The sequence below is a fragment of the Corynebacterium ihumii genome (assembly GCF_028609825.1).
GTDB classification, from domain to species: domain Bacteria; phylum Actinomycetota; class Actinomycetes; order Mycobacteriales; family Mycobacteriaceae; genus Corynebacterium; species Corynebacterium afermentans.
On record NZ_CP063190.1, the window covers coordinates 830,571 to 843,810 of the forward strand.

Annotated in this window: 13 protein-coding genes; 4 read left to right on the forward strand and 9 right to left on the reverse strand. The window is 65.2% G+C overall.

Features of this window, described 5'->3' with window-relative positions:
- Positions 1–9: 9 nt before the first annotated feature.
- The 4 genes from CIHUM_RS04210 to CIHUM_RS04225 form a co-directional block, all read right to left on the reverse strand.
- Positions 10–552, reverse strand: coding sequence for a DUF488 domain-containing protein (locus CIHUM_RS04210; protein WP_034999971.1), 543 nt, complete (start codon positions 550–552; stop codon positions 10–12).
- Between the two features lie 25 nt (positions 553–577).
- A complete protein-coding gene (locus CIHUM_RS04215) occupies positions 578–2,110 on the reverse strand; it encodes an HNH endonuclease signature motif containing protein (RefSeq protein WP_051106458.1) in 1,533 nt (510 codons plus the stop codon).
- Positions 2,111–2,217: 107 nt separating this feature from the next.
- A complete protein-coding gene (locus tag CIHUM_RS04220) occupies positions 2,218–3,339 on the reverse strand; it encodes a hypothetical protein (RefSeq protein WP_148363852.1) in 1,122 nt (373 codons plus the stop codon).
- 37 nt (positions 3,340–3,376) lie between these two features.
- Positions 3,377–3,874: a DUF1707 SHOCT-like domain-containing protein gene (locus CIHUM_RS04225; RefSeq protein ID WP_034999653.1), complete on the reverse strand. Its 498-nt coding sequence runs from the start codon at positions 3,872–3,874 to the stop codon at positions 3,377–3,379.
- Positions 3,875–3,922: 48 nt separating this feature from the next.
- On the opposite strand from CIHUM_RS04225, the gene CIHUM_RS04230 reads away from it, so the two are divergent.
- Complete coding sequence (locus CIHUM_RS04230; protein WP_034999655.1) at positions 3,923–4,696, forward strand: MerR family transcriptional regulator; 774 nt, start codon at positions 3,923–3,925, stop codon at positions 4,694–4,696.
- Here CIHUM_RS04230 and ku read toward each other — a convergent pair.
- Positions 4,693–5,541: a non-homologous end joining protein Ku gene (ku, locus tag CIHUM_RS04235; protein WP_051106460.1), complete on the reverse strand. Its 849-nt coding sequence runs from the start codon at positions 5,539–5,541 to the stop codon at positions 4,693–4,695. The genes CIHUM_RS04230 and ku overlap by 4 nt on opposite strands.
- 35 nt (positions 5,542–5,576) lie before the next feature.
- On the opposite strand from ku, the gene CIHUM_RS04240 reads away from it, so the two are divergent.
- Positions 5,577–7,862, forward strand: coding sequence for an ATP-dependent DNA ligase (locus tag CIHUM_RS04240; RefSeq protein ID WP_034999657.1), 2,286 nt, complete (start codon positions 5,577–5,579; stop codon positions 7,860–7,862).
- Between the two features lie 10 nt (positions 7,863–7,872).
- Complete coding sequence (locus CIHUM_RS04245) at positions 7,873–8,364, forward strand: 2'-5' RNA ligase (RefSeq protein ID WP_034999660.1); 492 nt, start codon at positions 7,873–7,875, stop codon at positions 8,362–8,364.
- Positions 8,365–8,410: 46 nt separating this feature from the next.
- Here the strand turns inward: CIHUM_RS04245 and CIHUM_RS04250 are convergent, their stop codons facing one another.
- The gene (locus CIHUM_RS04250) at positions 8,411–9,100 is read right to left on the reverse strand and encodes a spermidine synthase (RefSeq protein WP_051106461.1); all 690 of its coding nucleotides are present in this window, start codon (positions 9,098–9,100) and stop codon (positions 8,411–8,413) included.
- An 82-nt stretch (positions 9,101–9,182) separates the two neighbouring features.
- On the opposite strand from CIHUM_RS04250, the gene CIHUM_RS04255 reads away from it, so the two are divergent.
- On the forward strand, positions 9,183–9,695 hold the full coding sequence (locus tag CIHUM_RS04255; protein ID WP_034999662.1) for a pyridoxamine 5'-phosphate oxidase family protein: 513 nt from the start codon (positions 9,183–9,185) through the stop codon (positions 9,693–9,695).
- Positions 9,696–9,701: 6 nt separating this feature from the next.
- Here the strand turns inward: CIHUM_RS04255 and CIHUM_RS04260 are convergent, their stop codons facing one another.
- The 3 genes from CIHUM_RS04260 to CIHUM_RS04270 all read right to left on the reverse strand — a co-directional run bounded on the left by CIHUM_RS04260 (position 9,702) and on the right by CIHUM_RS04270 (position 13,194).
- The gene (locus tag CIHUM_RS04260) at positions 9,702–11,153 is read right to left on the reverse strand and encodes a DHA2 family efflux MFS transporter permease subunit (protein WP_034999664.1); all 1,452 of its coding nucleotides are present in this window, start codon (positions 11,151–11,153) and stop codon (positions 9,702–9,704) included.
- Between the two features lie 19 nt (positions 11,154–11,172).
- A complete protein-coding gene (locus tag CIHUM_RS04265) occupies positions 11,173–12,627 on the reverse strand; it encodes a DUF4185 domain-containing protein (protein WP_051106463.1) in 1,455 nt (484 codons plus the stop codon).
- 147 nt (positions 12,628–12,774) lie between these two features.
- Positions 12,775–13,194 carry a cupin domain-containing protein gene (locus tag CIHUM_RS04270; RefSeq protein WP_081634465.1) on the reverse strand — a complete coding sequence of 140 codons (420 nt, stop codon included), beginning with the start codon at positions 13,192–13,194 and terminating at the stop codon, positions 12,775–12,777.
- Positions 13,195–13,240: the final 46 nt, after the last annotated feature.

Here is a 13,240-nt window from a genome sequence, read left to right on the forward strand (position 1 = left end):
AGGTTTCTTTCAGGTGAATTCTGGGTAGCGGACTAGGAGGTCGTCGCCGATGACGGCGCCGTCGTTCAAGGTTGCATTGCTTATCGACGCCCCGTCCGCCGTCGTCCCCATAATGTGGCGAACCTCGTCCCCGTGGGCGATGAGGTGGTCGGCGATGATGCGGCGGTGGCAGCGCCACCACACCGCCTCGGAGCACATCACGGCGGTGGGGGTCGCGGCGGCGTGCCGGCGAAGTTCGGCGAGGGCGTCGGCGAATTCGTTTCCGAGGGCATGGTCGGCGTAGTTGTGGAAGCTGCGGTTGCGCCAGTTGCCGTTGACCTCGAAGGGGACGGTGTGCGAGACGTTGCGGCGGCCGGTGAGGCCCTCGCTGCGGCTGTAGGCGATGCCGCGGGTGGGCAGGTGCGCGGCGAGGTGGTCGTCGTTGAACCACGGGTATTTGCGTGGGCCGGGGAGTTTGCGCACGTCAACGATGGACTCCACCCCGGCGGCAGAAAGCATCGCGGTGAAGTCATCGAAGTCCAAGTTGGAGTGGCCCACGGTGTAAATGCGCATGCCGACCACGCTACGCCCGGGGGTGTCACACCCGCATCGGTGTCCAGGTGTCCTTCATCGGTGGATGGTCGGGCGGGTAAAACGCGGGGTCGCGACCGGTGTGTTTAGCGCACTCGCACCTGCCTTTCGCGGCATAGATCCTGCTCACCGCCGAGTGTTTCGCCGGGACCGATTGGTTGAATTTGAGCGGGTCACTCGGTCGCCGTCGGAACCCTGACCTGCCCGTATTCGGGTCAAAATCCATGTACCCCTTGTTAAAGGAGCCGTCTCTGTGGTCGTTGTTGCACCTGTGGTGCTCGCGGCACAGCCCGGTGAGGTTTTCAATGTCGGTGTTTCCACCTTTGATCCACGCGAGGATGTGGTGGGCCTCGCACTCGGACATCGAAGCGGTACACCCGAGCCAGGAGCAGACCCCTTGCACAGCAAACATCGCGATGCGCTGGGCCACAGATGCCAGCCGGCTGGTGCGCCCCATCCACAGCGGCACGGAGCTGACCCCGTCGACCTGCAGTAGAAAGTCGGTTGTGCCGTCCATGCCCAGGCGAACGAGGTCGAAGCAGTCCACCTCGATGCCGGTATTGGTGTCGAAGAGCATCGCGGCGTCGCCGTCCGCGAGGTCGTCGAGAGTCAGCGCAAGCACAACGGACGCGGCCCCGTCGTTAGACTTCTGGCACTGCTCCTCGTACTGCTCGAAGATGGCGAAGAACTGGTCGAAGCGGCGTTGCTCCGGGGTGCGCGAATCCGCCTCGCCTTGTAGTTCCTCCGGCAGGTTCGAATTCGGCGCCAACCCCTTGTCCATGTGCGCCTTCATCAGCGCCGCGTGGCCGGCGGTGGCGTTGATGTGGATGTCCACCATGCCGTCCGCCTTGCGACGGCCAAAGGTGGCACTCCTCTTTTCAAACCCGGCGTTCGGGTTGGAGTGGGGCGCATGCTTCCGGTTCGCCGCGTTCACCGCCTTGCGCACGAACAGGCGCAGATCTTCGGGGCTGCGGTGCAGGGCCTCTTCCATGGCCTCGGCGTGGATGCGGGTGCGCTCGCAGCACGCGGCCTTGAGCAGTTTGTCCAGCTCGCGGCGGATAATGTCCTGCTTCTCGGCGCTGACCTTCGAGGAGTTCTCGCGCGCCTTCCTCTGGCGGGCGCGTTCCTCCTCGGCGGCAGCCTCCGCGGCGGCCTGGGCTTCGGCCTCGGCATCCTCCCCGGTCATGTCGAACAGGTCCTCCACGTCCTCGGGCGGGGGAGGGGTGGGCTCCGGCGGCGCGCCGTACAGTAGCCGGCCGCGCTCAAGGCGGTTGTAGGCCTCACTCTTGGACAGGTCCAGGCACTGCTGCAGGTACGCGTTCGGGTAGTTGGCCCCGACTACTCGTCCGGCATCGTCCCTGTCGGCGATGAAGGCGAATGCTGCGTCGATAGATGCCTTCTTCTTAAACTGCTCCTCCAAGCGCTCGATGTCGTGCCGGACGTCTTCGAATGCGAGGGCGGAGGGGTCCTCGAACAGCGTGCTAAGTGTGCGCAGCGCCGAAGAAATCTCGTTGACGCACTGGGTGATCTCGCTGGTCACGGCCCCTCCTTCCCGTCAAGAGCGCGGTTGTTTGAAAGTGATGAACTCAATCTAACAACGCGGCCGACACGGCCGTCCCAGAAATAGCACACCCGTTCGAATAAAAGTTAATTCAGCACTTCAATATCGCTGGGGCCAAGGCCGAGCTGGCTGCCGAAAGGAAGGCTTGCGTCGGAGGAATAGCCGAAGTGTCCAGCAGGCACGTGCAGCCGCACCCGCTTTCCGACGTACTGGTCCCAGCCGTTCGTGCGGTCACTCGTGCCGTACTTGGTGTACTCGATCGCGCCGAGGCGAGCGAAAGGGCTTTCCTGAGCGACCTGCGATCCCGCCTTGTTCGCGGTGACGCTCACAGGGGAGTCGAAGACCAGCACGTAGTACACGTTGTCCGGGTCCTCGTCGTTCGGTGCCGGGCGGCCGTTGCGTGCCTGCTCGGTCGACCAGGCCTCGACGTTTCCGGTGAACACGGCGTTGCCGTTTGCGTCAACTACTGCCGGGCCGTTCTCCGCGGCAGTCGCGGAGCCACGCGCACTTTCGCCGGAGGGTGGGAGGACGGTGAGGTTGCCGTCGTGAAGCGGCTGCGGGTTGCTCACCGGAATCCAGTCGATGAGCAGGTGATCCGGCAGGTGGCTGTCGCTGGGGAAGCTCTCCTTCGCGCCGCCGCTAAGCGACGTGCCGGACAACGTAAACAGCTCAGAGACGGACTCCTTGCCCAGCGAGGACCCGGAGATCTGGTACACCCCGTTGCCACCTTCAGACGCCCACACCGCCAAACGCCCGCCGCCGTTGCCCGGCGCGCCCATGACCAGCACGTCTGTGGACGCGCGCGCCTTGCCATCGTCGCCGATAGTAAACACGATTACCGGGGAGGTGTCGCTGCCGCCGACTGCGAGGAGGAGTTCGGGCGTACCGCCGCCGGTGGCCTCGACGAGCGCGTACTCGTAGGTCCCGTCCGGGGTGTACTGCGCGGCTGAGTTCACCGGGTAGTCGCCGGGGTGGTTGATGACCCACTCGTACTCGCTTTGCCAATCTGCGCCAAGCGAGGGTCCCTCGGACCCGGCATCCCCCTCAGACGCGGCCGGCTCTTCCGCGTCAGCGGCCTCGCCGGTGTCTGCATCCACCCACTGCGTGGAGGTCACCATCACCGTTTCCTGCTCGCCACCACCCGCGCAGCCGGCAACAGTGAGAACGGAACCAACAACACCAAGCGCCACCGCGCGTCGCAACATCATGCACCCACTCTAACCGGCGCGCACAGGAAACTCTCGGCTATTTCCCGAGCTCTTTGCGGCGCTCGGCGGCGAGCTTCAGCCGCTCGGCGCGATCGGAGCGTTCCTTCTCCAGCAGTTCCTCGAGGATCTCGTCCTCCTCGTCGGAGATATCGAAGACGGTGTACCAAGCGACCACCAGAATGCCCACCACCGGCCACACCACCCAGGCGTAGTCGAGATCGAGCCCGATCTGCAGCACGAAAAACACCGCCAGGCCACCGATCAGCGTGGTGTATGTCGCGGTGTCCAGCTTCCGCTTCGCGGCGAGTTTTTCCTCCAGTTCAACCTCAGACGGATCGTGCTTCTCCAATCTCACGGGTTCGGCCGGGAGGTCGTCGAAAAGCATTGAAAGCTCCCCGCGCGTGCGTGCAACCGCCGCTTGACCTGTGCGTTCCTCAAACTCGCCCACATCCAGGTAGCCGTCCGCGAATAGCGTGCCCAGCCGGTCCAGCGCGTCCGAACGCTCGGCGTCGCCCACGCGGATTTCGTCCATCATCGCTCCCAACTTGCACTTGCCCCTGCGGCAAGCTGTTCAATCGCAGTCATGACAGATGGTATCGAGTACACGATCAGCGAGGCCGCCGAGGCTCTCGGGGTTTCCACCAAGGCGCTGCGCCACTGGGAGGCGCTCGGCCTCATCGCACCCGCGCGCACGTGGGCCGACCACCGCGTTTACAGCGAGGCGGACCTCGAGCGCGGCGCGGCCATCGCCCTCTACCGCGGCGTCGGCGTGCCGCTTGCGCAGATCGCGCAGCTTCTCGACGCCTCCGGGGCCACCCTCACCCGCGCCCTCAAACACCACCGGGAAGCACTTGCTTCTCGACGGCGCGCCCTCGACGCCCAGCTCGCATCTGTCCAGCACCTCATTGATAACGCACCGAAAGGATCTATCGACATGGACGCAATGAAGAAGTACCTCGGCGAGGATATGCCCGCCTACCAGGAAGAAGCCGAACAGCGCTGGGGCGATACCCCGGAGTGGGCGCAGTCCCAGGAAAAGCTCTCGCAGATGGGCGAAGGCGACTTCAAGCGCTTGCAGGAAGAACAGGACGCGCTCGCCACGGATTTGGTCAACGCTCGCGACGCCGGCGTAGCGCCCGGCTCACCGGAAGCCGAAGCCCTGGTGGAGCGGCACCGCGCCAGCATCGCCCAGTGGTACGACGTGACCCCGGCGCGCCAGCTCATCCTCGCGCGCATGTACGTGGGCGACCCGCGTTTCCACGAGGCCTACAACGGTGCCCAGGACTACCTGCTGGAGCTGGTCACCGCCCACGCGGCGGCCGAAGGCGTGGACGTGGACAACCCGCAGTGGAGCTAGGCGCTCTTGCCCTTCCCGGAACCAGACTTCCCGCCGCCGTCGCGCTTGTCCAGCGACGCCTTCAGCGCGGCCATCAGGTCCACCACGTTGTCATCGTCGTCCTCGGAACCGTCATCTGAACCCTCCGCGCCGAACGTCGCCTCGGTGTCCAGGGTCTCGCCTTGCTCGAACTTCGCGTCGACGAGTTTGCGCAGCTCCGCCTGGTAGTCGTCTTCGAATTCCTCGGGCGTGAAGTCGGAGGCGTAGGACTCCACCAGCTGCTTAGACAGCTTCAGCTCCTTCTCGCCGATCTTCGCCCGCGATTTCGTGCCCTTGAACTCGTCGTCGAAGTCGAGCTCGCGTACCTCGTCGGCCCACATCAGGCCCTGCAGCACGATGACCTTGTTCACCACCCGCAGCACGCCCAGCCGGGTCTTTTGCCGCAGGGCGAAGCGCACCACGGCGATCAGCTCCGAATCCAGCAGGGTCTGCCGCAGCAGCAGGTACGACTTCGGCGTTTTGCCCTCGGGCGCCAGGTAGTAGGACTTCTCCAGCATCAACGGGTCGATCTGGTCCGCGGGCACAAACTGCACGACTTCGATCTCGTCGTTGTCGGCTTCGGGCAGGGAGTCGAAGTCCTCGTCGGTGATCACGACGGTGTCGCCGTCTTCTTCAAACGCTTTGTCGATGTGCTTGTACTCCACCTTCTCGCCGCAGACCTCGCAGCGCCGTTCGTAGCGGATGCGCCCGCCGTCTTTGTCGTGGACTTGGTGGAATGACAAATCGTGGTCCTCGGTCGCCCCGTACGCTTTGACGGGGACGTTGACAAGGCCGAATGTGACGGAACCGGTCCAAACTGCGCGCATGCGCCTCACTCTACGCACGCCTCTACAGTGGGGCCATGGGCAATGACCAGAAGGTGCGCGTCGGCGGCCGCGAGCTCACCGTGAGCAACTTAGACAAGGTGCTCTACCCGGCCACCGGCACCACTAAGGCCGATGTCATGCGCTATTACCAGGCTGTTGCCGAAGTGCTCGTCCCTCAAGCCAATAGGAGGCCGGTGACCAGGAAGAGGTGGCCCGAAGGCGTCGATAAGCAAAGCTTCTTCCGCAAAGACCTCGAGGATTCGGCGCCCGAGTGGGTGCCAACCGGCACCATCCAGCACACCACAAGCGTCAACGCGTATCCGCTTATCGACGGCTCCGCCACCCTCGCATGGCTTTCCCAAGTCGCGGCATTAGAGCTGCACACCCCGCAGTGGCGCTTCGGCGCGGACGGCAAACTGCAGAACCCTGACCGGCTGGTGCTGGACCTGGACCCGGGCTCCGGCGTCGAATTACACGACACCGCGGAAATCGCGCTGGAGTGCCGCGAGATCCTTGAAGACATGGGGCTGACCTGCGCGCCGGTGACCTCGGGATCCAAAGGCATCCACCTCTACGCGGGTCTGGACGGCACCAGCGACGCCGACGCCGTGGCCAAAGTGGCCAAAACCCTCGCGCAGCACCTGCAGCGCGCGCACCCGGACCGCGTCACCGCCGCCATGGCGAAGGCCGAGCGCAAGGGGCGCGTGTTCATCGACTGGAGCCAGAACAACGGGAGGAAAACCACCATCAGCCCGTACTCGCTACGCGGACGCGAGCGCCCCACGGTGGCGGCGCCGCGCACGTGGGAGGAGATCGCGGACCCGGCGCTGCGGCAACTGGAGCTCGACGAGGTCATCGCGCGGGTGGAGGACGGGCTCGACCCCATTGCGACCCTCGGCGCGCCGGGGGAGGACGGGCTGGCCACGTACCGCTCCATGCGCGACAAAACAAAAACCGGCGAGCCCGTGCCCGACGCCGCCCCGACCCCGCGCGCGGGCGAGCCGATCTTCGTCATCAGCGAGCACGACGCCTCCCACCTGCACTGGGACTTCCGCCTGGAGTACGATGGGGTGCTCGTCTCCTGGGCGGTGCCGAAGGGCCCGCCGCTGGAAACCGATATCAACCGGCTTGCCGTTCAGACCGAGGACCACCCGATCGAATACGCCGAGTTCGAAGGCGAAATCCCGAAAGGCCAGTACGGTGCCGGCACGGTGAAAATCTGGGACATCGGCACCTGCGAGATAGAAAAGTGGCGCGAAGACGAGATCATCGCCATCCTCCACGGCCGCGACAGCGGCGGTTTGGGCGGTATCCCGCGCCGCTTCGCGCTCATCCGCACCGACGGAAAGCACTGGCTGCTCAAGCTCACCCGCGATCAGCCCAGCGCCGCCCCCGATACAACGCCGCTGGCACCGATGCTGCCCACCGCGGCCACCCGCGGCGACATCACCCTCGAACAACACGACGGCACCGAGTTCGCCTACGAGATGAAGTGGGACGGCTACCGCATCCTCGCGGCACACGGCGGCACGGTCCGCCTGCGCAGCCGCAGCGGCAAGGACTACACGCACCTGTTCCCACACACGGACGAGCTTGCGCATTTGCTTATCGACGGCGGCTGCCTCGACGGCGAACTCGTCGCCCTCGACGCCAACGGAAAACCAGACTTCTCCGCCCTACACCGCGCCGACCAGCACGGCGCAGAGGCGCAGCTCCGCTACATGGTCTTCGACCTTCTGCGCCTGGGTAGTCGGGACCTGACCGGCACACCCTGGCACGCCCGCCGCGAGCTGCTCGAGCGTCTCGACGAAACCGAACACGTGGTCATCCCGCCCGCAACCACCGGCTCCTTCGACACCGCATGGCGCGCCGCCGAGGAACTCGGGCTGGAGGGTGTGGTGGCCAAGCGCACCGACGCCGAATACGCGCCGGGGGAGCGCTCCCGCGTGTGGCTGAAAGTCAAGCGCGCCCTGCACCAGGAGGTGGTGGTCGTGGGCGTGCGTACCGGCAAGCGCGGCATCGCATCGCTGCTGGTCGCGGTGCCCGACGAGGGCGGCGAGCTGCGTTACGCGGGGCGTGTGGGCACCGGTTTTTCCAACTCCCAGCTCGCCGACATCGGCCGCAAGCTGCGCCGCGTCGAGCGCACAACTCCGCCGATAGAGATCCCCGCCCCAGACGCGAAAGACGCCTGGTGGGTGAGCCCGAAGTACGTCGCTGAGGTGCAGCTCGCTGGCGCTACCGCAGACCGAAAGGTGCGCCAGGCATCATGGAGAGGTTGGCGCGAGGACAAGGACCCCAGCCAGGTCCGTTGGGAAGTGTGAGGAGCAATCGGTGTCGCCCGAGAACATTCTGCTGCGCCTGCCCGAGGCCGAAGAGCAAGCCGTGCGCGAGATCTACGCCGAGCTCGCCGGGCGCGGCTTCCCGCAGCAGCACCAGCGCCCGCACATCTCCGTCACCTTCGCGCCTGCCATGCACCGCCGCGCCATCGCCGCGGCGACGGACCTTCTACCGCCCGTGTTGCCTGCAGCTTTACGACGTTCCGGTCTCGCCATCTTCGGCACCAAGTCCAAACAGACCGTTGCTTGGCTGCTCGAGGCGCCGGAGGAGCTCGAGCGTGCAGCCCGGGCCGTCAGCAGCGCGAACCCGGAGGGCCGCGGCGAGCGCTGGATCCCGCACCTGACCATGGGGCTGCGCCTGCCCAAACGCATCGTGCCGGGCTACATCGCCGCGCTACAGGAGGTCACCTCGCCTCACTTCAAGGAGCTCACCGCGCAGCGGGCCGCGTTCTACCAGCCCAGTCTGGGCACTGAGCTCGAGCTCTAGGGGCTAGTCGTGCAGGGGCGAAGCGCCGTCGATAGGCAATTGAGCGTCAGGGAGCGGCGCATCGGACGCGGCTACGACGACGTTGCCGTAGCCGCGGCCCGTAAACGTCGCGGCGGTATTGGCGAAAACCTCTTGCAGCCCGGCGACAGTGGCGCGGGCGCGGGGCAGGCCAGCCACATCGCCGACGTTGACCACGAATAGCCCGCCCGGGGGTCAGGGCGCGGTACGCCGCCCGGTAGAACTCCACCGTTGTCAGCGGGCGGGGAGTGTCGGCACCGGCGAAGACGTCGCGCACGATCACGTCCACCGATCCGGGCGCGAGCGCGTGGGTGAACGCACGCGCTTCTGCGACAGCGATCTCTACCGGCGGATCAAACGCGTCGCGCACCAGGTGGGCCAACCCCCGGTCCAACTCGACGGCGATGTTGCGGCTGTCCCACCGGTGCTGCACATAGCTCGGCAGCGCGCAACCGGCCGCGCCCAGGTGCACTGCAATAAACGGTTCCGGAACGCTCGCGGCCTCGATGAAGTCCGCGATCCACCGCATGTAGTCGTACCCCAGCACCTCCGGCGCGCCGGGTACGACGTACGACGACGGCACCCGGTTGACCTCCAACACGTACGCGCCGTCGCGTTCAGGGTCCGCGACGATGCTGGCCGTGCCGGTGTCGATGGGGTAGGTGCCCTTGATGCGTTTCTTCCGAGTGCGCGGCTTACGGCGGCGGTGGTTGGACATGGGAGTATGCATACCTGTTGTGTGGCCGGTATCGCACCCGAATCGAGGACCCGGGGGTAGGCGGGGTTGGTACGATCACAGCATGGTTTATCTGTCACGGGACTACATCGGGGAACTGGAAACCTCCCAGGCCCCCATTGTCGCCCCTGACTTCACCTCGCTGCCTCGCGACCCGAATGAGCTGTTCGCGGCCTGGTTCATGGAAGCCGTGGAAGCGGGAATGCTCGATGTCAGCGCGACGGCGGTTGCAACTGTCGACAAGCACGGGCACCCAGACGCGCGCATCATGGACCTGCTCCACCTGGATTCAGACGGCTTCCACTTCGGCACCGGCAAGAACACCGCCAAGGTCCAACAACTGGAAACCACATGGGCGGCCGCGCTCACCTTTTGGTGGCAGCCGCTGCGGCGCTCCGTGCGCGTGAAAGGGACCGCTCACCGAAAGGTGGACGGGGAGCGGTTCAACCTGTGGTGCGTGAAGCCGCAGCACTTCGAGTTCTTCTACCTTTGGGAAGACCGCCTCAAAACCGACAGGGTGGTCTACCAGCGCGACGACACCGATTTCTGGGACCGCATCCGCATCATGGACAACTAGGCGCTGTTAATCGTTCCAGGATTTCGTCCTTGCGAAGAAGCACGCGACCACGGCGCCTGCCGCGATGACGGCGCACGGCAGCCAGATCGAGTTGCCCATTGCCAGCGCGAACGGTTCGTGCAGCGCCTCCGGCAGCGGGCCTGTCGCCTGACCCGCGGTGGCCATGTCGCCCGCGCCGGCTCCGTCGCCAAGCTTGGCGGCGAGCTGCGACGACATCATCGCCGCGATCGCCGCCGACCCGATCACCCCGCCGATCTGGCGGGTGGTGTTGTACACGCTCGAGCCAGCGCCGGCCAGGCGCGGGTCCAAGTTGCGGGTGGCGATCATGGAAAGCGGACCCCACATCAGCGAGTTGGCCACGCCATAGACCACGGCGATGGCGTACATCCAGCGCGGGTCCACCGCCGGGGTGGTGATCAGCGCCGAGACGCCCATCGACGCCGCCGCCAAGGTGAGGCCGGTGATAGCGAAGGGCTTCGGGTCGTGCGTGTTGGTCAGCTTGCCAACCCACGGCGACAGCAGACCGGAGACCACACCCGACGGCAGCACCAGCAGCGCCGCCTGAGTGGGGGTAAAGCCCTGCACCGTCTGCACGTAGATCATCCACGGGATGATGTAGGTGGAAATAGCGAAGCCCACCGTGGAGATAGTGGCGCCGGCGAGAGAAAAGTTGCGGTCCTGGAACAACGCCAACGGCACTAGCGCGCTGCCGCCCTGCCTGGACTGCCAGCGGAAAAACTGCACCATCGTCGCCGCGCCGACAAGTACCAGCGCCCACACGCGCCAGTCCCAGTTGAAGTTCTCCGCCTCCTGGATACCAAAGACCATGCAGAACATGCTCACGGTGCTTAACCCCACGCCCACCCAGTCGAAGTGCCGGTTGGTCTTGTCCAGGCGCGGCACGTAGATCCACGCCAGGACGAGGCCGAGCACACCGACGGGGACGTTGACGAAGAAGATCCAGGGCCAACCGGAGGCGTCGACAAGCACACCGCCCAACAGCGGACCCGTGACGGTGGCAAGGCCAGCCGTGGCGCCCCACACACCCATCGCCCCGCCGCGCTCCTTCGGAGAGAACGTGCGAATCATCACCGACATGGTTTGCGGCGTGACCATCGCACCACCAAAGCCCTGGAACGCGCGGGCGGCGATCAGCCCAGCCGAGGTGGAGGCCAACCCGCACGCCAGCGACGACGCCGTGAACAGCGCCAGGCCGGCCAAGTAGATGGTTCGGGGGCCGAAACGGTCGCCGAGGCGGCCAGTGATCAACAGCGGCACCGCGTATGCCAAAAGGTACGCGGAGTTGACCCAGATGACCTCGTTATAGGAGGCATCGAGGCCCTCTGAGATCGCGGGGATCGCCACCGAAACAATGGTGGAATCCACCAGGATCATGAAAAACCCGAGCATCATCGACCACAGGGCCGGCCACGGTGAACGAGTTGAGGTTTGACGCACCGGGGAGATGATACCGGGCCTAGAACGGCAGCATCTGCTGGATCGGCTCCGGCAGCATGTCCCTGTACATCGGCAGCGTCACCGCCCCGATGGCGCCGATGGCCGCGAGCACGCCCAGAATGATGCCGACGGTGCGCAGGGTACTCAGCGTGTTGCTGTCCTCCGAGGACAAGAACAGCTCGGGCTTGTCGTTGACCAGGTTGTCCTCAGCCTCCATGTCGGTGGTGGACTCCGACCCCTGCTTGACTACAGTGACCTCGGGCTCCTCGCGCACCTCGTCCGCGTCGATGCCGTACACCTTGTCCAGCCCCTTCACGTTGAACTGGGTGGCGGTGTAGCGGCTGTTGTCGGTGGTGTTCCACTGAGAGACCACAATGTCCATGTCGTCCAGGTGCGAGCCCGGCACGATGTAGCCGCCGTAGGGCTGCGACCAGTTCAGCGGGGTCTGCTTGCTGTCCCAGGACCCGTGCCGTGCGATCTTGGCTACCCGGACGTCGTCCCAGTCGCGTTCCAAAGTCTCGGAGATGCGCACCTCGACGCTCAGCGAGTCCTCGTTGAACATGACCAGAACCCAGTGGCCGTCGATGTAGCGCAAACACATCTCGCCGGCCTTCACGTTGTCCTCCAAGATCGCTTCGGCGCGATCGGTCCAATCGTCGATCGAGGCGCTGTAGCCCTCCCAGTTGCCCGGGTTGTCAATGTCTTCCGGCTTGAACCGGAACAGGTACACCGCCGAATCGCGGCCGAATTTGGTGGTGGTGGCGTAGATGTAGCCGTCCGGGCCCTCGTCCCAGCTAATCAGTTGCGTCACACCGCCCATGTGATTGCCGCGGGTGGAGCTGATTTCTTTCCAGGTTTTACCGCCATCGTCGGACTTCCACACGTTGGAGGAAACCACGTCGCCGAAGGCGGGGGCATGGAAGGTGCCGTGCAGGTACAGCGTGCCGTCGATGTTGATCACGTCGGACGGAATCAGGGTGCTTTGGTTGATGCGGCGGTACGAGATCATGTCGCTGACCTCGGAGGTGTTGTCGATGGGGCGCAGGATCTTGATAAAACCGTCCTCGTCCATGGTGGCCACCACGCCGACCGGGCTCATCCACCCTTGGCCGAAATCCCCGCGGAAGGAGTCGCCGAAGATCATGGCGAACTCGCCGTTGCCCATCGGCGCCATCGCACCCAGGTCGCCGCTGCGGAACCCGGTGTGGGCGGAGTATTTACCAAGCACGTCGTCCATGATTTGGATGGTGGTGCCGTTGGGCAGCCGCAGCGGATTCGACGCGGTCTTCTTCGGCGGCTCCACGGGCACCCACGGCTTCTTCTCGCGCTTCTTCTTCGCGGGGGTGCCGGAGGAAGATGAAAGGCTGGACAGGCTCGATTCCGCATGCGCCTGGGGCGCGGTCACGGCCGTCAGCGCGAGGGCGCTGGCCACACCTGCGCTGAGAAGGATCTTCGGGGTTGTCTGGGTGCGCATGGGGCTCGCCTTTTCTACAGGTTTTGGTGAGACATTTCAGAACCAGAGAGCACTCTAGCACCGGATACGCGCCCGAGTTGGCGTTTGAAAAAGCCCGGAAACGAACCTTCGCGTTTCCGGGCTTTCGCCAGTTTTACACAGCGCTGTTTACACAGCGTCGGTTTCCTGCGGGTCGTTATCCGCGTCCGCCTTGGTTTCGTGGCGGGTGCCGGGGGCGTGCTCCGGCGGGGAGTAGATGGAGTACAGCTTCGCCGGCGCGTCGGATTCGTTGACAAAGTTGTGCCACTTGCCGGCCGGCACGAATGCGGCCCAGTCGGCCTTGACCACTTCGTCGATTTCCAGGTCGTCCTCGGACGGGCCGATCTGTGCGCGCAGTTCGCCTTCCTCGAGGCGGAGGAACTGGTCGTGGTCGTCGTGGATCTCGGCGCCGATTTCGCCGCCGACCGGGATGGTCATCACGGTCAGCTGCAGGTTCTTGCCGGTCCACAGCGTGTCGCGGAACGCCTCGTTGTCCAGCGTCGCCTTCTCAATGTCCACCACAAACGGGTTGGGGCCCTTGTCAGCCATCATGCCTCCTCGGTTGTTGGAAGTGTTCCACGTCCGAGCCTAGGGG

What these genes read in the sequence shown, in the direction of transcription:
- CIHUM_RS04210 (WP_034999971.1), bottom strand. Translation starts at nt 552, where the DNA reads ATGCGCATTTACACCGTGGGCCACTCCAACTTGGACTTCGATGACTTC.
- CIHUM_RS04220 (WP_148363852.1), bottom strand. Translation starts at nt 3,339, where the DNA reads ATGATGTTGCGACGCGCGGTGGCGCTTGGTGTTGTTGGTTCCGTTCTC.
- CIHUM_RS04225 (WP_034999653.1), bottom strand. Translation starts at nt 3,874, where the DNA reads ATGATGGACGAAATCCGCGTGGGCGACGCCGAGCGTTCGGACGCGCTG.
- CIHUM_RS04230 (WP_034999655.1), top strand. Translation starts at nt 3,923, where the DNA reads ATGACAGATGGTATCGAGTACACGATCAGCGAGGCCGCCGAGGCTCTC.
- ku (WP_051106460.1), bottom strand. Translation starts at nt 5,541, where the DNA reads ATGCGCGCAGTTTGGACCGGTTCCGTCACATTCGGCCTTGTCAACGTC.
- CIHUM_RS04240 (WP_034999657.1), top strand. Translation starts at nt 5,577, where the DNA reads ATGGGCAATGACCAGAAGGTGCGCGTCGGCGGCCGCGAGCTCACCGTG.
- CIHUM_RS04250 (WP_051106461.1), bottom strand. Translation starts at nt 9,100, where the DNA reads ATGTCCAACCACCGCCGCCGTAAGCCGCGCACTCGGAAGAAACGCATC.
- CIHUM_RS04255 (WP_034999662.1), top strand. Translation starts at nt 9,183, where the DNA reads ATGGTTTATCTGTCACGGGACTACATCGGGGAACTGGAAACCTCCCAG.
- CIHUM_RS04265 (WP_051106463.1), bottom strand. Translation starts at nt 12,627, where the DNA reads ATGCGCACCCAGACAACCCCGAAGATCCTTCTCAGCGCAGGTGTGGCC.
- CIHUM_RS04270 (WP_081634465.1), bottom strand. Translation starts at nt 13,194, where the DNA reads ATGGCTGACAAGGGCCCCAACCCGTTTGTGGTGGACATTGAGAAGGCG.